The sequence below is a fragment of the Paenibacillus sp. FSL H8-0282 genome (genome assembly GCF_037963825.1).
Taxonomy (GTDB): Bacteria; Bacillota; Bacilli; order Paenibacillales; family Paenibacillaceae; genus Paenibacillus_AQ; species Paenibacillus_AQ odorifer.
The window spans coordinates 4,720,484-4,742,072 of sequence record NZ_CP150146.1 but is presented as its reverse complement, the minus strand read 5'-3'; the positions used below and the strand labels follow the sequence as shown (position 1 = coordinate 4,742,072).

General features: G+C 43.9%; 15 protein-coding genes. 12 read left to right on the top strand and 3 right to left on the bottom strand.

What is annotated here, in order from left to right:
• Window positions 1-48 precede the first annotated feature (48 nt).
• The 11 genes from NST94_RS20595 (at window position 49) to NST94_RS20545 (ending at window position 14,053) form a co-directional block, all read left to right on the top strand.
• On the top strand, window positions 49-1,794 hold the full coding sequence (locus NST94_RS20595) for a histidine kinase (protein WP_339281207.1): 1,746 nt from the start codon (window positions 49-51) through the stop codon (window positions 1,792-1,794).
• A gap of 18 nt (window positions 1,795-1,812) precedes the next feature.
• A complete protein-coding gene (locus NST94_RS20590) occupies window positions 1,813-3,453 on the top strand; it encodes a response regulator (RefSeq protein ID WP_076127424.1) in 1,641 nt (546 codons plus the stop codon).
• A 107-nt stretch (window positions 3,454-3,560) separates the two neighbouring features.
• On the top strand, window positions 3,561-5,279 hold the full coding sequence (locus NST94_RS20585; RefSeq protein WP_076127426.1) for an extracellular solute-binding protein: 1,719 nt from the start codon (window positions 3,561-3,563) through the stop codon (window positions 5,277-5,279).
• A 234-nt stretch (window positions 5,280-5,513) separates the two neighbouring features.
• Window positions 5,514-6,404, top strand: coding sequence for an ABC transporter permease subunit (locus tag NST94_RS20580; RefSeq protein ID WP_036676126.1), 891 nt, complete (start codon window positions 5,514-5,516; stop codon window positions 6,402-6,404).
• A gap of 27 nt (window positions 6,405-6,431) precedes the next feature.
• On the top strand, window positions 6,432-7,310 hold the full coding sequence (locus NST94_RS20575) for a carbohydrate ABC transporter permease (RefSeq protein WP_036676128.1): 879 nt from the start codon (window positions 6,432-6,434) through the stop codon (window positions 7,308-7,310).
• A gap of 2 nt (window positions 7,311-7,312) precedes the next feature.
• Entirely contained in the window at window positions 7,313-8,359 is a 1,047-nt protein-coding gene (locus NST94_RS20570; RefSeq protein WP_305954155.1) for an arabinogalactan endo-1,4-beta-galactosidase, read from the top strand.
• Between the two features lie 225 nt (window positions 8,360-8,584).
• The gene (locus NST94_RS20565) at window positions 8,585-9,241 is read left to right on the top strand and encodes a stage V sporulation protein AA (protein ID WP_036676129.1); all 657 of its coding nucleotides are present in this window, start codon (window positions 8,585-8,587) and stop codon (window positions 9,239-9,241) included.
• A 2-nt stretch (window positions 9,242-9,243) separates the two neighbouring features.
• On the top strand, window positions 9,244-9,669 hold the full coding sequence (locus NST94_RS20560; protein WP_036676132.1) for a stage V sporulation protein AB: 426 nt from the start codon (window positions 9,244-9,246) through the stop codon (window positions 9,667-9,669).
• Window positions 9,670-10,314: 645 nt separating this feature from the next.
• Window positions 10,315-12,015, top strand: a complete 1,701-nt coding sequence (locus NST94_RS20555; protein WP_076302799.1) for a spore germination protein — start codon at window positions 10,315-10,317, stop codon at window positions 12,013-12,015.
• Window positions 12,016-12,141: 126 nt separating this feature from the next.
• The gene (gene lysA / locus NST94_RS20550) at window positions 12,142-13,476 is read left to right on the top strand and encodes a diaminopimelate decarboxylase (RefSeq protein WP_076127432.1); all 1,335 of its coding nucleotides are present in this window, start codon (window positions 12,142-12,144) and stop codon (window positions 13,474-13,476) included.
• Window positions 13,477-13,621: 145 nt separating this feature from the next.
• Complete coding sequence (locus tag NST94_RS20545) at window positions 13,622-14,053, top strand: peptidylprolyl isomerase (protein WP_036676135.1); 432 nt, start codon at window positions 13,622-13,624, stop codon at window positions 14,051-14,053.
• 54 nt (window positions 14,054-14,107) lie between these two features.
• On the opposite strand, the gene NST94_RS20540 is transcribed toward NST94_RS20545, so the two are convergent.
• Window positions 14,108-14,863 carry a TIGR02206 family membrane protein gene (locus NST94_RS20540; protein ID WP_076127434.1) on the bottom strand — a complete coding sequence of 252 codons (756 nt, stop codon included), beginning with the start codon at window positions 14,861-14,863 and terminating at the stop codon, window positions 14,108-14,110.
• 243 nt (window positions 14,864-15,106) lie between these two features.
• Here NST94_RS20540 and NST94_RS20535 point away from each other — a divergent pair, with 243 nt between their 5' ends.
• A complete protein-coding gene (locus tag NST94_RS20535) occupies window positions 15,107-18,574 on the top strand; it encodes a collagen binding domain-containing protein (protein ID WP_076302775.1) in 3,468 nt (1,155 codons plus the stop codon).
• An 86-nt stretch (window positions 18,575-18,660) separates the two neighbouring features.
• Here NST94_RS20535 and NST94_RS20530 read toward each other — a convergent pair whose 3' ends face one another.
• Window positions 18,661-20,169: a stalk domain-containing protein gene (locus NST94_RS20530; protein ID WP_081383405.1), complete on the bottom strand. Its 1,509-nt coding sequence runs from the start codon at window positions 20,167-20,169 to the stop codon at window positions 18,661-18,663.
• Between the two features lie 14 nt (window positions 20,170-20,183).
• Window positions 20,184-21,563 carry an MBOAT family O-acyltransferase gene (locus NST94_RS20525; RefSeq protein ID WP_076302773.1) on the bottom strand — a complete coding sequence of 460 codons (1,380 nt, stop codon included), beginning with the start codon at window positions 21,561-21,563 and terminating at the stop codon, window positions 20,184-20,186.
• Window positions 21,564-21,589 lie beyond the last annotated feature (26 nt).

Here is a 21,589-nt window from a genome sequence, read left to right as displayed (position 1 = left end):
TGTTTGTACAATAGGGGCTATGACATTTGAGCCGGAGAGTGAAGGAACGTGTATAGATATAATTTATTTACCAAAATCGTGAGTATCATGGTCATTATGCTGATCCCGATAACCATCCTTTACTTCTATTCCAATAAAACGACCACGGATGTGCTGCGTACGGAGTTAAATACTTCGAATAATAATCAGCTTAGTTTTTTTCAGAATCAGGTAGAAAGTAATATGGAGTTATTGTCCTCGTGGCCGATTCTGCTGATCCATGATCCTGATATCCTCAGCCTTAAGGATACTTATCTGGAAAAAGGGCGTTTGAATCTGGATACGATAAACCTGATCAAACGGATTCAGACCAAAATCAGCATTCAAGAAAGCTCCTCCAATTGGAAGAGTAAGCTATATTTATACTCCCCGTCCATTCATCGTATGGTGTCTGAAAATGATGCGAAGTTATACGAAGATGAGGATCTGAAGCGGGAAGTGAAGTCGGGCTGGCATGTGGAGAAAATCGAAGGGCAGGAGGGTGACCGCTTCGTATTCTCATGGTTTTCTTTTACACCTTTTATGTCAGAATTCGCTCCGGAAAAAGTCAAAACGGTTATGAAGGTAGAGTTCGACAGCCGGAACATAGAAGATATGCTGGATAAATTCAAAAGTGATGGCAGAAGAGATCCTTTTTATTATAAGCAGGGAACAGGACTTATTTTTAACCGCAGTGCCGACAAGGTGTTAGCTAAAGAATTGGTAGACAGGCTGGAAGAGACCCAGCTGAAGCCTAGTGAGAATCGCACGGTCAAAATAGAAGGTGAATCCTACAGTGTAAATATCGTCTATTCGGACAAAATGGGCTGGTATTTGATCGACTATATGCCGCTGACTGAAATCCTACATCCAATCCTGACCTCTAATCGTTTATTTTATTTTGCGATCAGTGCTTTGTTGTTAATGAGCTGTCTCGTAGCCTATCTGTTATATGTTCAAGTGCAGGTGCCTATAAGGTTATTGGTTGGAGGCTTTCAACGGTTGAAGCAAGGGGATTATTCTGCGCGAGTGGAGATTAAAGGGAAGAATGAATTCAGCTTCCTGTCCGGCCGGTTTAACAGTATGGTAGAACAGATTCAGATGCTGATCGAGAATGTGCTGATGGAGAAAATCCATGTTCGCGAAGCCCGCTTAAAGCAGCTTCAATCACAGATTAATCCACATTTTTTCTATAATTGCTTCTCCTTTATTACAAGTATGGCGAAGCTCGATAATATGGGGGCAGTCGTTGGGATGTCGCATAATTTGTCCCGATATTACAGATACACCACTCGTCAGGAACGTGATTTGGTTGCGCTGTCTGAAGAGGTGGAATTTGTGAATCATTATCTGGAGATCCAGAAGATGAGGATGAGCAGACTTCGTTATGAGATCAATATCCCACCGCAAATGCGCAAAAGAGAGCTTCCGCCGCTCGTACTGCAGCCTTTGGTGGAGAATGCGGTTATACATGGAATTGAGCCCGTCGCCAAAGAGGGACTGGTGCGGATTACGGGTTCCTGTGCAGGCAGAGAAATGACGCTTACGGTTGAGGATGATGGTCAGGGCATGACGCCAGAGGGAATTATAGAACTGGAAAATAAACTAAGCAGGGTGATGGATGAAGAAATGGGCTGCGGTTTATGGAATGTGCATCAGAGAATGCGGCTGCGTTTTGGGGAGACGTCTGGCTTGCGCATCTCGCCTTCTCCGCTTGGAGGATTACAGGTGACACTGCAGTGGTTACTGCCCTACACAGACAATGAAATGGAATGACATCTAGGAGGGGAAAGAATGATAGAGCTGTTGTTAGTTGATGATGAGCCCTATGTTACGGAAAGTTTAGCTCGTACTATTCCATGGGCTGAAATCGGGGTAAAGCAGGTGCATCAAGCGGCATCGGGTGCTGAAGCTCTGCAAATTATGGAACAGCAGGCTATAGATATTATGGTTACGGATATTTCAATGCCAGGAATGACTGGCCTGCAATTAATTGAAGCCGTGAGCGAGAAATGGCCAAATATTCGGTCCATTTTATTGACAGGTTATTCCGATTTTCAATATGCGAAAAAAGCTATTCAACTGCAGGCATTTGATTATATTTTGAAGCCGGTAAGTGATGATGAGTTTATCAAAAGCGTATCCAGTGCGATTGAATCTTTGAAAGACGAATGGGAAGCTCATGATAGATATCATTTGCTGCTGTATAATCGCAAAGCCGATTACAGTGTTTTGCGGGCTAATCTGATGCACGAATTGCTTCTCGGCAGGGTGCTGTCTGAGCGGACACTAGCCATTAAGCTGAAGGAATATGAAATCTCCTTCCAGCCGGATGCTGAAGCGGCGATGCTGCTGATTCAGCTGGGTAAACATTATGCCGCAATGGATCACCATTCGGTCTCTCTCATGGAATATGCGATCGGCAACATTGCCGAGGAGCTTTTTAAGGAACAGTTCCATGTCTGGTTCTGCAAAGCGCCGCATGATTGCTTGATTCTGCTTGTTGAATTAAAGCCAGCTGTACAGCAGGAATTGGAGCAAATGGCTAACTATGAAGCTGCAAGGCAGCAAATCCTAAAAGCGGTGATCGCGAATTTCCGAATTAGTGTAAGCAATTACCTCAAGGGTGAGATTTCACTGATTGTAACGGAGTGGTTCACCTTTCCAGAGGGGATGACGGCTGCCTATCGAAGCGGCCTTAGCTCGATGTATTTGGCAGCACATGATGAATCCAGCTCCGTGCTGTTTTTGGATGACCGCCAGCATCAGGAGACGATCAGCATCAAATCGCTCGAATGTCTTTATCGTCCACCTACACTCATTCATCTGCTGGAATCCAAACAATGGGATACAGCAAGGCAAAAAATTGCTGACGTGTTCCGGGATATGGAGAATGCACGGTTTTCCAGTGAACATCTGTACGAGGTCTTTCTATCGATAACGAATGCATTTATGTATATAGCGCATAAGAGTGGTCAGTTCATCTCCAAGATCGACCAATACGCTTTAGATCCGTTGTTGACGCAGAGTATTATTGTTTCTTTTGATAAGCTTAAAGATTGGGCGTTTGATATGCTCGATAAGCTTCAGAAGGAGCTATCCGAAAGCGATCAGAATACGAAAAGTTATATTATCAAGCAGGTGCATGAGCTGGTAGGAAACCATTCGGGGCATGAGCTGTCCGTCAAAACCATTGCCGATCATGTATATTTGCATCCAGTCTACTTGTCCAAGATTTATAAAGCTGAGACTGGGGAAGGACTTGGGGACTATATTATTCGGATGCGGATGGAACGGGCATTATATCTGCTTAAAAATACGAATAAAAAAATCTATGAAATCACCTCTGAGCTTGGATATCAGAATCCGCAATATTTCAGTAAGATGTTCAAAAAACACTACAATATGACACCAAATGAATTCCGGGACGGATAGAGGTTGAAAAAGGTGCAGAAACCTTGTTTAAATGACGTATTCGGGCTCAGCGTCGTTCCCTATAATTAAAATGTAACCAACACTTATGGAATCCAAGGGGGAACAAAATGAGCGCGATGAAGAGAAAAAGATGGCTGCCGCTCCTGTGCATGAGCATGCTTTTGGCGGGTAGCCTTGCGGGCTGTTCAGGCAATAACGCTGCTAATAGTAAAGACACTGCTGGAGATAAAGCAGCTGGTGAAGCGACTGCAAATACAGCTTCCAATTCTGAAAACGCCTACAAGGATAAATACGATCCTGAGGTGACATTTACAACCGCATGGGGCGTGGACCCTGAGCTTAAATTCAAAAACGGTGAAAGCATTGAGAATAACGTGGCTACAAAATGGGCTAAAGAAAAATTCGGCATCAACATTAAGTCCCTTTGGTCCATCACAGATACGAACGGCGCATTTGGTACGAAGCTGCGTTTATCCATGTCTTCAGGTCAGGACATGCCTGATGTCGTAACCATCGGTACAGCCGACAACACGATTGCACAGGATTTGATCGATTCCGGCATGTATGCAGATGTAGGAACTTTGTTTGATAAATATGCTTCAGATACTTGGAAAGAAGCGATGGCACAGGATCCTAACGTTTGGAACCAATACAGCCGTGATGGCAAAAGAATGGGCCTGCCTGTTCTCGATTATGCATATAACCATGATTACATTCTGTGGATCCGCCAAGATTGGCTGGATAAGCTGAATATGCAAGCCCCTAAGACGATCGATGAGCTGGAAAAAGTGATGGATGCGTTCAAGAATCAGAACCCTGATGGTTTGGCACCAGACAAGGTAACTCCACTTAGTATCGGCTTCAAAACAACAATGAACACTTGGATGGGCGATCCATCTTGGATCTTTGGTGCTTACGGAACCTTGCCACAGCAATGGAATCTAGATGCTGATGGTAAACTAGAATACGGCTCAGTAAATGCTGGCATGAAGCAAGGGCTTGAAAAACTGAAGGAATGGTTGGCGAAAGGTTATATTCCTCAGGAAGCAGCTCTTTGGGATGAGAACAAAACTGCCGAACCAGCAGTTGCAGGTACAGCAGGGATTCTCCCGGGTCCTTACTGGATGAGCGGCTGGCCGCTTCAGGATACCGTGAAGAACTCTCCAGATGCAGTATGGGCTCCAATTGAAATTCCAGCGGGTCCAGATGGAAAGGTTATGCGTCATGGCACACAATTCACTAACGGTGTAACTTTGATCAGCACGAAAATGAAAAATCCAGAAGCCTTCTTTACTTATCAAAACTATCTGTTCGATAACTTTGCTAATCCAACGCCAGGCAGTGAACTGGATAACGGTCTTTTTGCAGGATATGACTATGAGCTGGACGCGAACGGCAAGATGATCGAAAATGATAAAATTGCTGGCGGTTATGTGAATAGTGTTCGTTATATGCTGGTTCGTGACGGTGCCCGGATCCCGGATGCCCAAATGAAAGCACTCCTTAACCTGGCAGATGGCGCAGAGCCAACAACCCGTCTGGAGAAGGACGTAGCTGTGAATTATGGTAAAGATACCCCTGCGGCTGCCAAAGTTCTGCTGGCGCAAGAGGATAAATCCTTTAAGAATATGTTCACAGGTCCTACGACCGAAACTATGAAATCGAAGATGGACTATCTGAACAAAATTGAGAACCAAACGTTTAATGAAATTATCTATGGCAACAAACCGCTGGATGCATTTGATTCCTTTGTAGCAACCTGGAAATCAGGTGGTGGCGATCAAATCACTAAAGAAGTTAACGAATGGTATGACAGCGTAAAATAAGGTTTGGATTTAGTTTGACTAGGTAAAAAGGAGTAAACGGGACCGTCTCTTCAGCCGTAGCATTAGGCTTTAGGGAGGGTCCCTGTTTGCGTTTGAAGTCCTCTTTTTTCAATGTGATAAAGAGATTGCTTTTGTACCATATATATTGGTTTTGCCCGCTATTTGAGGAATTCGGGCGTTGCTATAATTTGAGTATGGTTACAGAAGAACTTGACACGATATGGGGGACCAAGGATGAGAACACTAAAAAAAACATGGCCTTTTCACTTGATGTTATTGCCAGCGATGATATTCCTGATCATCTTCAGCTTTATTCCAATGGGCGGAATTGTGATGGCATTTCAGGATTATAAGCCATGGCTGAAAATTTCAGGCTCGGCATGGGTTGGATTGGACAATTTCCGTTATCTATTTGAACGTAATGACAGTATGCAGGTCATTTGGAATACATTGATTATTGCTGTTCTAAAAATGATTTTCAATCTGGCTGTACCGTTTGTATTCGCCATTTTGTTAAATGAGATTCGCAAGGTATACATACAGCGTACTATTCAGACACTGGTATACTTGCCTCACTTTTTATCTTGGGTTATTCTCGGCGGGATCTTGCTGGATTTGCTTGCTACAGATGGTTTTGTCAATCAGATCTTAGGCAGCATGGGCTTCAAACCAATCTTTTTCTTAGGGGATAACAACTGGTTCCGGTTCACAGTTATTCTCACAGATGTGTGGAAGGAATTTGGTTATAATACGATCGTTTTCTTAGCTGCTCTAGCAGGAATCAATCCATCATTATATGAAGCTGCTGAAATAGACGGCGCTAACCGCTGGAAGCAGACACGTTTTATCACAATGCCATCTCTATTGCCAATGGTTGTGGTGGTAGGTACCTTGGCTCTCGGAAATGTATTGAACGCAGGGTTTGACCAGATTTTTAACCTCTACAATCCACTGGTCTATCAGAAAGGCGATATTATTGATACCTTCGTGTACCGCACGGCTATTCTGAATGGTGAGATGGGCTTTGGTACGGCAATCGGACTGTTTAAGTCGGCCATTAGTATGATCCTAATTCTCGTCTCGTACAGTTTGGCTAAGAAGTGGGCAGGATATCGCATTTTCTAATCTACCAAAGGAAGAGGGAGACAACTTATGTATTACAAAACAAGAGGTTATCGTATATTCAACGTGTTTAATACTTGCTTTTTAATCCTGCTCGCGCTGATGTGTATTGTACCTTTGATTCACGTGCTGGCTGTATCCTTTAGCGCGAAGTCGGCAGCGGATGCCAATTTGGTAGGGTTATGGCCAAAGCAATTCTCTCTGGAAGCTTATAAAAAGACAATAAACAATCCGATCTTTCTACACTCCATCTGGGTATCTGTTCAAAGAACCATACTCGGGACTGGACTTACACTTTTAATTACTTTTTTGGCAGCCTATCCGTTATCCAAAGAAAACTCAGCCTTCAAGGGCCGTAATGTCTACTCTTGGTTGTTCGTTTTCAGTATGGTGTTCAACGGCGGCTTGATTCCATTTTACATTGTGATTCAAAAGATTGGTTTGATGGATTCCTTCTGGGTACTTGTTCTGCCAGGTGCGGTAAATACGTTCTTGGTGATTCTGATGCTGAACTTCTTCCGTGGTATTCCAAAAGATCTGGAGGAGGCCTCGCTAATAGACGGAGCCGGACATTTCCGTACGTTGTTCAGTATTTACTTGCCGATTTCTCTGCCGTCGATCGCTACGATTGCCTTGTTCAGCATGGTATTCCATTGGAACTCCTGGTTCGATGGACTATTGTATTTGAATAATTCCAAGCAATTTCCACTGGCGACATTCCTGCAGACGGTTATCATTCAACGGGATATGAGCTCCATGAGCATCAATCCAAAGGAAATGGAGCTGATCTCGCAGACGACGGTGAGAGCCGCGCAAATATTTATCGGAGCCGCTCCAATTTTGATCGTATATCCTTTCCTGCAAAAATATTTTGTTAAAGGGATGACACTTGGTTCTGTAAAGGAGTAGCAATGATGACAACCACATTTATCAATGGAATGGATATCTCGTTTCTGGATGAAATTGAGCAGGGTGGAGGAGCGTATTACAGCGGTGCTGTAGAGTCCGTTGAGAACGCTGAGGATTTGCTCTACATTCTGAAGGACAATGGCGTGAATGCCATCCGGCTGCGGATTTGGAATGATCCTCCGGGCGGCTTCTGCAATCTAGAACGTACGCTGATTATGGCTAAGCGAATTAAAGAAGCAGGACTTAACTTTCTGCTGGATTTTCATTATTCGGATAAATGGGCAGATCCTGCTAATCAATCGAAGCCAAAAGCTTGGGAGAACCTTGATTTTACGGGTTTAACATCAGCCGTGTATGAGTATACTCGTGAGGTTCTTGAGCTTTTGCAATCTCAAGGCACAATGCCCGACATGGTGCAGATCGGTAATGAGATTACTCCAGGCATGTTATGGAATGAAGGCAAGGTGGATGGTGAGTGGGATACTACGGAGCAGTGGGAACAGTTCATTACACTGGTTCAAGCAGGAATAGCGGGCGCAAAAGCTGTTGCTTCTGATTTGTCCATCATGATCCATATTGACCGTGGTGCTGATCATCCAGCCAGCCGTAACTTTTATGATCGGTTTTTCGAGCATGGCGTAAATTTTGATGTGATCGGATTATCTTTTTATTCTTGGTGGCACGGCACGCTGGATGACTTGCGATCTAACCTGAATGAATTGGCGGTGCGGTACAATAAGGATATTATTGTTGTTGAAACAGCTTATCCTTGGACGCTGAATGCACCTGAAGGTTTCCCCTTAATAGTAAGTGAGGAAAAGCAGCTGCATGAAGGTTATCCGGCTACAGTAGAGGGACAGACTAAGTATATGAAAGATTTTATTAGTGTAATTGAGAATATACCTAACGGTAAAGGTATCGGGTTTTATTATTGGGAGCCAGCCTGGGTTCCTTCGCAAAAGGAATGGTCCGTGGGACATGAGAATGGTTGGTCCAATCTGACCCTGTTTGATTTTGCGGGAGGGAAATTGGATTCGCTCGAATTCTGACGTATTTAGGATTGAAACAAGAAGACAGCTTAAGGTTAATTACCTTGAGCTGTCTTCTTTTTAATTTCCAGAAGAAGGGTTAGCCTTTCCTGATACCTATAAACAAGCAACATTTCAGTATTTCAAGAAATTGATTCAGAGCAGCAAGAGTAAAAATAAGGCTTTACTCCCATACTACCGTTATCTTGGACCTGAGCTTCACCATAACCTTTAGGAGGAATGCGGATGAAACAACATTCTGCTCCCACCATCTATATACAGCTTAAAAATCGGGTGATGGTTCCCAAGGGTAAAGGTGTCACGTTGGGTGATATTGCTTTTTTGATAGCGGAGCCTGAACTGAAAGAGTCGTTGGAGACAATTCTCTTAATGAAGCCGGAGCAAAGTGACGGCAATCTGATTTTGATTGATCTGTTGATGGTTATCCCCCGGATATATGAACTTATACCGAATGCGGACATTGAACCGATCGGTGAAGGGAGGACGATTGTGCAGATTGAGAGTCAGGTGGAGAGACGGAAACCTTCGGTGGCGATGTTTGTTTTAGTGTGGCTGCTGCTTTTCTTTGGGTCTGCTCTGACAATTATGAACTTTCATGCTGATGTAAATATGCTGGAGGTACAAATTCGAATTGTGGAGATGCTAACGGGTCATCGGGATGAGCATCCCTATATATTTCAGATTGCTTATTCTCTGGGCATCGGGTTTGGGATGGTCATTTTTTTCAACCATTTATTTAAAAAGAAGTGGAATGAGGAGCCTACTCCGCTGGAAGTGGAAATGTATCTGTATCAGAAGAACATCGACCAATATGTCATCAATGAGGAATACAGCAAGATGAGGCGCCGCAGTGAAAACCAATCAGAGAATACGGAGGACTGAAGATGACGGCACCCATAGCACTGGGACTAAATTTGCTGCTGGGCATTGCGGGTGGTATTGCTGTAGGCGGTGGAGTGATCGCTCTATTTGTTGTGCTGGATATGGTGCCACGTCTGGCGCAATTAACCTCTTCTTACGATAAAGTTCATTGGTATGAAGGCGCGATGGTAGGTGGATCTTTAGTAGGTACTGTTAGTGATTTTTGGAATTGGAAAATTACCTCAGGTCCTCTAGTTGAACTTGGTGTAGGACTATTTGATGGAATTTTTGTCGGGATGCTCGCTGCAGCATTGACCGAGGTATTAAATGTGCTGCCGATACTCGCTAAACGCTTAAATATGACACATTATCTATTCGGTCTGTTAATGGCGATGGTGAGTGGGAAGGTCGCGGGTTCTTTGTTCGACTGGTTTGTATACCGACAGTAAACAGGGGGTTAGGAAATGAGCAAGTTTATTCACAGCGGTGATTCTGCACCGGAAGATGACCATCTGGAAGATAATGCTGCAGCTGCTGCAGCAATGAAGACAACTGCAGAGGATCTAGTTGCAGATCACACAGATCCTGAGGGCACTTCAGCTATCGGTGGAAGTGAAGATTCAGCGGGAAATTCTACAACATCTGAAACTAGCCAGGAGCAGCAGGATACAGAGGCATCAGCCGAATTAGGCACTGAGCAGCAGGATGCAGAAGTGACTGCGGAGCAGGGAACAGAACAGCAGGATGCTGAAGTGACTGCGGAGCAGGGAACAGAGCAGCAGGATGCAGAAGCGACTGCGGAGCAGGGAACAGAGCAGCAGCATGCAGAAGCGACTGCGGAGCAGGGAACAGAGCAGCAGGATGCAGAAGCGACTGCGGAGCAGGGAACTGAGCAACAGGATGGGGAAGTGACTGCGGAGCAGGGAACTGAGCAGCAGGATGCAGATGCCACTGCGGAGCAGGGAACAGAGCAGCAGGATGCAGAAGCCACTGCGGAGCAGGGAACAGAGCAGCAAGATGCAGAAGCATCGGATGAGCTCGGCAATCAGGAGCCAAATGAGCCGAGTAAAGGTTTTTTTGCCAGGTTATTTGGTATGGATTCAGAGGATTCAGAATCAGATGATGAGGCACAGGATCAGAATGCTCAGGCAGCAGGCGGAACAGGTAACGATGCTGGTACTGGGGAGGAGTCTCAAGCTCAACCGAAGCCTTCAAAGAAGCAGGCGCAGCAGCAGTCTCAGAACAAAAGTAAAGATAAGCTACAAAACAAACGCGATAGTGAGCATTCTAACTCATTAAAGGAATCCGTTATTTATTGGCAAGGCAATGATCATATCCCAGGTTCTCTACAAGAAACAAAAAACACGCTGACCGAAGTGATGGGGCTGGGAACAAGTTTTGATGTGACGTTTAGAGAAATGTCCTTTGGGGGACATAAGACAGCTTTACTCTGCTTAAGCGGATTCACCAACGAAGATGTGACGGATGAAATTCTGAAACGACTAACCTACCTTTCTTCAGAAAATTTGTCCGCAGGTGTATTAGGTAGCTTTATGAACGAATACATCCCTCATATTCAAGTTGAAGAGGGTAGTGTATTAAGCGAATGTTTCGATAAAGTATTAAAAGGAATGAGCGCACTATTTATTGAGGGTGAGAACAAAGTTATCCTAATGGATACTCGATCTTACCCCATGCGAAGTCCTGATGAACCCTCGATTGATCGGGTGGTGCGTGGTGCGCGCGATGGTTTTACAGAAACCCTGCTTAGTAATATTTCACTTGTAAGAAGACGGATACGTGATCCGGGGCTGAAGCTTGAAATGTTTCAAGTGGGACGGCGGACACGGACAGATGTCTGCGTGGCTTACATCGATGATATCGTTGATAAAACACAAGTTACGTCTGTCATCGATAAAATCAACAGCATCGATATCGATGGTATTCCACTGGCGGATAAGCAATTGGAGGAAGCGATTATCGGCGGAGGGTGGAACCCTTATCCTATGGTGCGTTATTCTGAACGCCCTGACGTTGTAGCCTCCAATTTATTAGAGGGACGGGTCATATTATTCGTGGATACCTCGCCCATTGTAATTGTTCTTCCGACTACCTTTTTTGATCTTTGCCAGCATGCGGAGGAGAATCGCCAGACTCCTTTTATGGGGACATATCTGCGGTGGGTCCGTTTCATCGGCATCTTCGCTTCCATGTTCCTGCTCCCGTTATGGATGCTGCTTGTTATCCATCCTGAGTTAAAGCCTGCTATGCTGGATTTTATCGGGCCGCAAAAGACAGCCAGAATTCCTATTCTCGCTCAGTTTCTGATTGTAGAGCTTGGGGTTGATTTACTGCGGATGGCCGCCGTGCATACTCCAACACCTTTAGGCTCAGCGATGGGTCTGATTGCAGCCATATTGATTGGTGATATAGCGGTGCAGAGCGGTCTGTTTGTAAACGAAGTAGTACTGTATATGGCGGTAGCCTCAATCGGTATGTTCGCGACTCCGAGTTATGAGCTGGGTCTGGCGAACCGTATAGTCAGGCTTGTGTTATTAATTTCCGTAGCGGCGTTCCAGGTACCAGGCTTTATGATTGGCACGACGTTACTGACTATCTTCTTAACCACTCATCGGTCCTATAACTCCTCATATATGTGGCCGTTTATACCCTTTAATGCAAAGGCAATGAGTGAAATTCTATTGCGTAAACCGGTCTTAAGTTCGAAGGAAAGGCCGTCTTTTAACAAAACCAGAGACAATACCAGAATGCCGCCATCTCAAGAGAATGAGTAACAATCGTAGGAAAATACAAAACTACTGCAAATTAGTCCATTCAATGGAGTTCCCACTGTCTGTTATACTGAATACACTAAGACAGGGTGGAACCTTGATATTCCACAGAAATTGGAGGACTAAAGAATGTTTCTACACGGTACTAGCCGCATTAACGATGCTGGGCATCTGGAGATCGGCGGATGTGATGTAACTGAATTGAAAGCGGAATATGGAACCCCGCTATATATATTGGACGAGCAATTGGTTAGACAACGTTGCCGGGAATATATGGATGCTTTTAAAGCCTCCGGCCTTGGTTTCCAAGTAGCTTACGCAAGCAAAGCGTTTTCAGTAATGGCAATGGTTCGTTTGGCTGATGAAGAAGGTTTGTCACTGGATGTTGTATCTGACGGCGAACTATATACAGCTTTGCAAGCTGGCTTCCCGGCAGAACGTATTCATTTTCATGGCAACAATAAGACATCTGAAGAGATCGAAATGGCGATTGATGCCAAAATCGGCTGCTTTGTAGTCGATAATTTGGTAGAGCTTAACCTTTTGCAGTCCATTGCTGCACGTAAAGAAGTTAATGTAAACATCTTATTGCGGGTGACACCAGGTGTAGAAGCGCATACTCATGAATATACCGCAACGGGCCAGACAGATTCCAAATTCGGCTTTGATATCGGTAATGGATCGGCCTATGAAGCAGTGAAAGCAGCAGTCAGCAAAAAGAATATCACGCTGCTTGGTGTGCATTCCCATATTGGTTCTCAGATTTTTGAAACCGATGGTTTCCAGCTAGCTGTTGAGCGTGTGGCAACTTTTGCCCGCAGTGTTAAAGAAGGCTTGGAAGTGGACTTCCGTGTAGTCAATCTTGGCGGAGGTTTCGGGATTCGTTATGTCGAGGGAGATACCCCATTACATGTTTCTGAATATGTTGCAGCGATTACGGATGCAGTGAAGACTCATTTTGTTGGAATTTATAGTGCTTTGCCGGAAATTTGGGTGGAGCCGGGCCGTAGTATTGTTGGAGATGCAGGTACTACATTGTACACTGTAGGATCCAACAAGGACATTCCTGGCGTGCGTAAGTACGTTGCTGTTGATGGTGGAATGACCGACAATCCACGCCCTGCTTTGTATCAGTCTAAATACGAGGCATTGCTTGCTAACCGTGCTAACGAAGACGCAACTGAGACTGTCTCCATCGCTGGTAAATGCTGCGAGAGCGGAGATATGTTGATCTGGGATGTAGAGCTGCCGAAGGCTGAAAGCGGCGATTTGTTGGCTGTAGCCTGCACAGGTGCGTATAATTACTCCATGGCCAGCAACTATAACCGTCTTCGCCGTCCGGCTTTAGTATTCGTACAGAACGGACAAAGCGATCTTGTAGTGCGTCGTGAAAGCTATACGGATCTTATTGCCAACGATATTGTACCAGAGCGTATCGCCAAACAGACAGTTGTTGCTAAGTAATAGCCTGCTGCTGTAAGGTGGGTAAAGTTGAGCAGCATATAGAGCAAGCAGGAAAGTCTCCTGCTTGCTTTGCTTTGTGCGTGGTTTCATAGTAATATAATTGAGGTATTCTAAATTTGTTAATTTTGAAAGGGGTCATTTACATATGGCAAAGCAAGCGAAAATCACTCTAGAAAATGGCGGCGTAGTGCTGCTGGACTTGTTCGATCAAGATGCACCTAACACTGTAGCCAACTTTGAAAAGCTGGCAAAAGAAGGTTTCTACAACGGATTGACATTCCACCGTGTTATCCCTGGTTTCGTTGCTCAAGGCGGATGTCCTAACGGAACTGGCTCTGGCGGCCCAGGTTACACAATCAACTGCGAAATTAACCCAAACAAACATGAACGCGGAACACTTGCAATGGCACATGCAGGTAAGAACACAGGCGGAAGCCAGTTCTACATCTGCTACGCTCCACAACCACACTTGGATGGAGTACACACTGTGTTTGGTAAAGTAGTAGAAGGCATGGATCTTGTTGATGCTTTCAAAGGACGCGACAAAATGACTTCGGTAGAAATCATCGAAGCTTAAGATTTAATAGTTAAAAGCCAGTCTCCGAATATCGGGGCTGGCTTTTTTGTGTTGTTAAAGAATCCGCCTAACCTGTCTACGCCGTGAATTGCGCCGCTCTGGCAGCCAGAAGAATATCAAATACATTGCTAGAAACACAGTGAAGGCAAACAGCTCTTCAACAAGCAGGTAATAAGGATAAGGTCCAAAATAATCCAATACGGAATAGGTACTAGGTTTCTGGGATAGGAACATGTAGTTTGAGCCTAGGAAGTAATTAGCAGTCCAGATGCACGCAGCCACAATATTGAGGCCGAGCATGGTGATGAGTAAAGATCTCCAAGTCGGCTTGTAGCCCTCAATCCAGGTCATGTAAAGAGACGCGAGAATAATAGAACCATGAGCTATAAAAAACAGGAGAAAGCGGAAATGAGGGAACGGATAAACTAGGTTAGGGGTGAGCAACGCAATAAATGCTCCGCCGATCCCGGCAAAGTAGAGAAAGGAATAAAGGGTTCGACTGCGTGAAATTAACATGATAATAGACAGCAGTAGAGTGATTCCACAGAGCTCGAACGGTAATGAGGAGCTGGAGCGCCAGATGTTCTGAGAGATGTACCACATTTGCAGCCCGGCTTCTGAGACTACAAGTAGAATGATTAGCAGCAAACGCACGCTTTGCCGAAGTCTTGAATCTGTACGAATTTCAAACCGTAAGCCATAGAGCAGTAGACAACTTAACGTAATGATAGACAGCGCAACCCAATGCGAAGAGGAGAACATGATGAAATCCTCCGCGTGCTGGCGATCAAAAAAAGATGAAAGCTGCATAGACGAACCTCCTTTGAACGTGAAAACATCCATCAAAAATAAAGTTTGAGAATTTTAATATTCTTGATTCTAGATATCCATAAAATGGGTATATATGTATATGTTCTGTCAACTCCACCACATAAGGAAGACTTTTCATTATATTAACATAAGATGGGGCGTAGGGCGCGGAATTACATATGAAGCTTTTGAACATGCAGGGGTGGAAAACAATTAGAACAAGAAAATGGAGGCAACAGGAACATGTTTAAGAAAAAAATAAGTGTAATGGTCATTATTTTGATGCTTGTGGCCCAATATGCCTATGGCATCGGATTTGCTCCGCAAGTAAAAGCGGCTGCGATTGATGACGAAAGAAATATCATCACCAGTGTTTCAATGGCTGTTTACGGGCCAGATGGAATCACGGTCACGAACAGCGTATACGAACGAGATGCTAATGTTACCTTGGATTATAATTGGTCTCTTCCTAAAAATCATAATTACAAGCAAGGTGACACTTTTACTTTTCAGCTTCCAGAACAGTTCCAGTTATTTAATGATTTTAACGGACCGTTGGTCTCTGAGGATGGAGATGTAGGGAGTTTTGAAGTCAGGCAAATTTCACATGAAGTGATAATGACTTTTAATGACTACATAGAAACGCATGATGACGTGCAGGGAACGCTGCGGTTAAATACTAAATTCGATAAACAGCAAATCTCGGGCAGTACTATACAGAATATTTTATTTCCCGTGAGCGTCGGTATTCAGACAGTGACAGTAAATTTTAAACCCAGTGTTGGATCGACTATAGAGAAGAGAGGTATTGCCGAAGGTTTCAATGCGAACCAAATATTATGGACTGTTGATGTCAATAAGTCTTTGGAAGCCGTGGGGAATGCCATTGTGACGGACCCCATCCCTTCAGGCTTATCATTAAATACTCCAGTCACAGTGAGCGTGTATCAACTGAGCATTCAATTGGATGGTTCAGTAACGGAAGGAGCATTGCTCGACACAAGCAAATACTCTGCAGAGCTCTCCGGAGGGTCATTGATTGTCCGTTTTACGGAACCTGTGATTAAAGAGGCTTACCGTATTGTATATTCCACAGGGATTACTAATGACCATCAGCTAAGCTTCACCAATACTGCAACTTTTTCAGGAGATGGGCAAGAGCCCGCCAGCTCGACTGCCACAGTGAATGTAGAACGTGGAGGAAGCTTGAAAAAGTATTCTACGAGCTATGATGGGGGCAAACAGATCATTTCCTGGGCAATTGAATATAACTACAATGAAAAGAATATCCCGCAAGGAAACGCTGTGTTAACAGATTTGTTCGATGATTCTCAAGAGCTGGTAACCGATTCGCTAAAAGTATATGCTGTGCAGCTGGATTCTTCCGGTGGTGCAACGTTAGGCAAGGTTTTGACAAAGGATGTTGACTACACGGTTGTTTCCACGTCAGACGTTCATAAGTCTGGATTTGTATTGCAATTTGCACACGATGTTACTTCACCATATCGAATCGAATATAAGACAAAAGCGATAAAACGCGTGTTTGAGGATGCCACCATAACTAATACAGTATCTGATAGTACGTATAGTGATCAGGCTACCCGATTAATCCGGTCTTCCATTCTTTATAAGACTTTATCAACCGTAGATTATCAGAATAAAACATTGGGTTGGAAGGTCACATTGAATAGTGATAATTACCCGATGAGCCATGTTACAGTTACCGAATCCTTCCCATTTGGCGGCCTAAAGTTTATTCCAGAATCACTGGTGATTAGAAATCTGAATGGGAATGTTTTAAATCCAAATAACTATGATCTAGTGTACAACTCACCTGTCGAGCCTAATAAAGGCTTCAAGGTAGTGTTTAATTCACCGATATCTGGTCTTTATACGATTAGCTATTCTACAGAATTTAACAAGGACTGGATTTGGGCTAAAACTGAAAATTTCAATAACAAAGTTCGGTTAGACTGGATGGACACTACTGAAGCCTTACGCACGATAGAAGCAGAAGGGTTATTCATTCCTAGACCTGAGGCGAAAAACAATGGATTTAAAGGGGGAGCCTACGATGCTTCAACTAAAAAAATTACTTGGTCGATAGGCGCCAATTATAACGGCAAAACCCTCGAAGCTCCGGCGCTTGTTGATATTTTAAAATCAGGCCAGACCTTGGTTCCTGGTTCACTAAAAGTTTACACTATGAATATTGCAAAGAATGGTGACCCTACCAAGGGTACAGAAGTGAATCCTAATAAATATAGCTATAGCGTAAATAGCGATAATGAATTAAACGTTATTTTTACAGATAAGATTAACTCCGCTTTCTACATTGAATTTAATACAAGTCTTGAAGGGCAAATAATAGGCACTACTGTTGATAATAAAGCTAATCTCTATGATGGAGCAAAAGTGGTTTCCAAAGATTTGACCGCCTCCGTAAAAATTCCTTTTGGAGAGGATTATGTGCTGAAGGACGGTACACAAAACGGGGATAAAATTGACTGGAGCCTGCAAATTAACCGGGGGCAGTCCACAATAAAGGATGCATTAATCAAAGATACTCCTAGTGCTAATCAAATTTTGCTGCAGAATTCATTCCATCTGTATCCTACGGCTGTAGCTGTGAACGGAGATATCACGAAAAGCGGTCCTGAACTGATTCAGGGTATTGATTATAGCGTTGTTATCACAACGGATGCCGATGGAAAACAATCCTTTGAGTTAAGCTTTGCCTATGAAATCAGCAGGGCTTACATTCTCGAATATCAATCCCTGATTGTGGCTAACACTGGAGACAAAGTAATAAATACTGTACATTTCAGTGGTTTTAACGGCAGCGAAATAAGTAAAGAAACCTCTAAAGAAATTATTGTCGGGGTCTCCAGCGGTTCTGGCACAGGCAGCGGGGGAAGAGGCACTCTCAATATTAAGAAGCTAGATGCTGAAGATAACATAAAGGCGCTTGGTGATGCGACTTTTGCATTGTATCGACTAAATGGCACGGAACGTGTACTGATTAACAGTCTAACTACAGATGCAGAGGGTACAGCTACATTTAATAAAATATGGCTGGGTAGCTATGTATTGGTGGAGACAGCAGCTCCAAATGGTTACGTGCTCGATACATCCGAGCATCCAGTGGAGATTCGTTCCTCGTTAGCGATTCAACTGGTGATTACGAATCAAAAAGCAGTGGAGCCCACGCCTACGGTAACGCCAGAACCAACCGGTGCTCCAACAACAACACCAGAACCAACCGTAACACCTGCACCATCAACAACGCCAGCACCGACGGTTTCTCCATCACCAGAAGCGACTGCTGCACCTACACCCATCCCTACAAGCAGCACATCTGGAGGTTCGGTGGTACCCACGTCTACAAGCTCGCCCGTACCCGAAGTAATTATTAATGATCCAGCTGTTCCTGCTGGTCCTGGAAATGCGGCCGATCTAGGATCCGCGACATCAACCGATGAGGGAACTCCTGAGCAAGAGATTACCGAAGAAGAAATTCCATTAGGAGAAGTTGATATCGACGATGAAGAAGTACCAAAAGGTACGGTGAACAATAGCACTTCGGGTGCTCCTCAGCTGCCGAAGACAGGTGAGAACAGTCCTTTGCCTCTGTATCTGTCGGGAATAGGGTTGATAACCATAGGATTTGTTATGAACCGAGTATTTAGACGTAGAGGTAAGACAGAGTGATCGGAGATTAGTGTGATTTAAGATTTTTATGCAAAAGCACCCAGCATGATAAACGCCGGGTGCTTTTATGCTTTTTTTTGAAAATTTTATGGCTGATTCTTAAGTGTACCGGCGTTATCTGAGGTGCTTAGGTTATACCGCAGCCATTCGCCTTCCTTTTCACTTGAGAGATTCCAGCCGAGCTGTTCCGCAACAAAGGCTAGCGGGACTAAAACTTTTCCTCCTGCCAGTAGCGGCGCAGCATCAATGGTGAGAGCTTTCCCGTTCACGAGTGCTTTGACACTGCCCACAGTCATAGTAACGGTGTTCTCGGCGGAAGTAAGCGATACAGTTTTAGTGGCCGCATCCCACGTTATGGATGCACCCAGGGCTGTCCCGATATCTTTGGCGGGCAGCCATAATTCTTTATTTCCTTGCACTAAACGGATGTTAAGTGCTAGTGGTAATCCATTTACTTGTACACTGCTGCGATAAACTTTTCCGTTATTATTCATAACGGCGCTTTCCGCCTGTGATTCCAGCGAGCTATTAAGCGCCTTTATGTTGCTGGAAGTTACCCGATATTTGGAATTGTCCTGTCCGATAGCTTCTGCTATCCACGTGTTAACCTCACCATTATGATGACTTAAATCCTTATAGAGGTCTAGATTGAATGTCCAATCCGCTTCGGCTTGGAAATCGTATAGCTTCACATTTGGAAACTGTTCAAATTGCTCGAATATCCATTGCCGCATGACAAGCTGATTGTTAAAGCGAACGGGATTACTGGCGAACCAAGCGACCTGACGCATAACGCTGTAGGGTGGGTAGTAGAAATAAAACTGGACATCGGGATATTCCTCCAGCAGAGGACGGATATACGTATTAAAATAGCCCTTTATTTGCTCAATGCTTTCCTCGTTAGTACCGTAATCCAGCTCCTTGTCACAAGCCATTAGGTAAGATTCTGCAACGTATTGCTTGCCAAACACTACTTTGTTATTCCAGTTGTATAAATATTCCAAATCTTGTTTAGCTTCACCACTCAGGTTATTTTTGATGCTGCTTATTAATTGTTTAAATACAGATGAATTGAACCAGTATTTGTAGTCGGTCCATAGTTTGCCGTCATACAGATAGTCAGGGAAATCTTCCTCATCTTCGGCTGTGGCGAGTTTCAAAGAGAAATAATCCAAACCCCAGAGCACTTGTTTTACTTTGCCTGTCTCCAAGGCAAGTTTGGCAATTTTATAATGCTCATCGACTGTGGATCCTTCCATAGATAACTTTAAGGTTGTCCCACCTAAGCTGGCATCTACTTGAGAGGGAAGAAAGTTCTCTGTCATAGACGTGCCGATGATAATGTTGTCGTAGTCGTAATTTTTAGCTAAACCCGGATTCTGATAACGTTCTTCTTCTGACAAGAGTGGGGTATACCACGATGGACGGTGATAGAATTGTAATGGGTCGATAAAAGCAGTAATCAGCGCCGTTAGAAGCGCTAACAAGCTGAAACAAAGCAGGAAATAACCTATGAAACGTTTCGATTTAGTATGAATCCCGGGGGATTTACGTGGGTTGTTATTATTTTGAAGCCGTGATGCAAGCATCATCATTCCTCCTTACAGTTCTAGAAGTTAAAGTATAAAAAGGTTGTAATTCGGTTGAAGAATAACAGCGAGAACATAATGATAAATGCCATCACAAATGCTGTTTTCCAGCTATACTGAAAATTACGTTTGTTCAACAGATGAAGGGGATTCCAGAGAATGATCGTCATTAAGATGAGAATCAGGATGATTGCCCATTTAAGCGATCCAATAGATTGCAAAGATACCCCGTTAAGCCCACTCATCCCTTTCAACAAACGAAATGCCTGCGATATATGTTCTGCACGGAAAAATACCCAAGTGATGTTCACAAATATGAAAGTCAGCAACCATGATAACCATTTGGGAAGGGAGAAACCCCAGCGTCCCCAACATTTCTCTACAGCTTGTCCTACTCCATGCAAGAGCCCCCACAGGATGAATAGCCAACCTGCACCGTGCCAGAAACCACCGAGCAGAAAAGTAATAATGACATTTCGGATCGAAATCCAGAAGCTTTTCCGGTTGCCGCCAAGTGGAATGTAGATATAATCTCTAAGAAAATGGCTGAGCGTAATATGCCAGCGTCTCCAGAAATCGCGGATGCTTACGGCTCGGTAGGGTTCATTGAAATTTTGCGGCAGATGGATGTTGAACAGCAGTGCTATTCCAATCGCCATATCGGTATAGCCGCTGAAATCATAGTAGATTTGTAAGGTATAGGAAAGGATAGCCACCCATGAATCTACAAAATATGTTGCAGCTGCAAAACCGTTATCAGCATAACCAGCTAGGGTATCCGCTAGGATGACTTTTTTTCCTAATCCGATGCTGAAGAAGAGGGTCCCCTTCCGTATGTTGTTCCAATTCCAAACCTTATTTCGCAGTTTATCGAATTGGGGCATCATATCCTTGTGATGAAGGATGGGACCGGAGATCAGATGCGGGAAAAAAGTCACAAATAGCGTGTAATTCAAAAGATTGTACTCACGCGCTTGGTTCCGGTAAACATCAACGAGGTAGGCGATTTGTGTAAAGGTAAAGAAACTTATGCCTAAAGGCAATATAAGATGGTGCAGAGAAAGGTTGCTTGCGGTTACCTCATTCCAATTTTCTATAAAAAAATCCGTGTATTTGTAATAGCTGAGTAATAGAATATTTGTGCTTAAGCTAAAGATTAGCAGCGGCCGGCGAAGCTTAGCTGTTGTGGAATGAATGAAATGGCCCATAACATAGTTAAATAAGATGGATAACAAGATTAGAGGGACATATTTTATGTTCCAATACCCGTAAAAAACTAAAGAGGCGAGGGTAAGCCATACCTTAGCACAGAGTGTGAGACGAAGACGATTCAGAATAAAATATCCGGCCAGCACGATAGGCAGAAAACCAAACATAAAGGGATACGAATTAAATAGCATAACAACAATCCTCACTTATAGCAGAT

Bases quoted from the DNA above. Each gene is read 5' to 3' on its own strand.
- NST94_RS20590 (WP_076127424.1), top strand. From the start codon at position 1,813: ATGATAGAGCTGTTGTTAGTTGATGATGAGCCCTATGTTACGGAAAGT.
- NST94_RS20585 (WP_076127426.1), top strand. From the start codon at position 3,561: ATGAGCGCGATGAAGAGAAAAAGATGGCTGCCGCTCCTGTGCATGAGC.
- NST94_RS20580 (WP_036676126.1), top strand. From the start codon at position 5,514: ATGAGAACACTAAAAAAAACATGGCCTTTTCACTTGATGTTATTGCCA.
- NST94_RS20575 (WP_036676128.1), top strand. From the start codon at position 6,432: ATGTATTACAAAACAAGAGGTTATCGTATATTCAACGTGTTTAATACT.
- NST94_RS20570 (WP_305954155.1), top strand. From the start codon at position 7,313: ATGATGACAACCACATTTATCAATGGAATGGATATCTCGTTTCTGGAT.
- NST94_RS20565 (WP_036676129.1), top strand. From the start codon at position 8,585: ATGAAACAACATTCTGCTCCCACCATCTATATACAGCTTAAAAATCGG.
- NST94_RS20560 (WP_036676132.1), top strand. From the start codon at position 9,244: ATGACGGCACCCATAGCACTGGGACTAAATTTGCTGCTGGGCATTGCG.
- NST94_RS20555 (WP_076302799.1), top strand. From the start codon at position 10,315: ATGGATTCAGAGGATTCAGAATCAGATGATGAGGCACAGGATCAGAAT.
- lysA (WP_076127432.1), top strand. From the start codon at position 12,142: ATGTTTCTACACGGTACTAGCCGCATTAACGATGCTGGGCATCTGGAG.
- NST94_RS20545 (WP_036676135.1), top strand. From the start codon at position 13,622: ATGGCAAAGCAAGCGAAAATCACTCTAGAAAATGGCGGCGTAGTGCTG.
- NST94_RS20540 (WP_076127434.1), bottom strand. From the start codon at position 14,863: ATGCAGCTTTCATCTTTTTTTGATCGCCAGCACGCGGAGGATTTCATC.
- NST94_RS20535 (WP_076302775.1), top strand. From the start codon at position 15,107: ATGTTTAAGAAAAAAATAAGTGTAATGGTCATTATTTTGATGCTTGTG.
- NST94_RS20530 (WP_081383405.1), bottom strand. From the start codon at position 20,169: ATGATGATGCTTGCATCACGGCTTCAAAATAATAACAACCCACGTAAA.
- NST94_RS20525 (WP_076302773.1), bottom strand. From the start codon at position 21,563: ATGCTATTTAATTCGTATCCCTTTATGTTTGGTTTTCTGCCTATCGTG.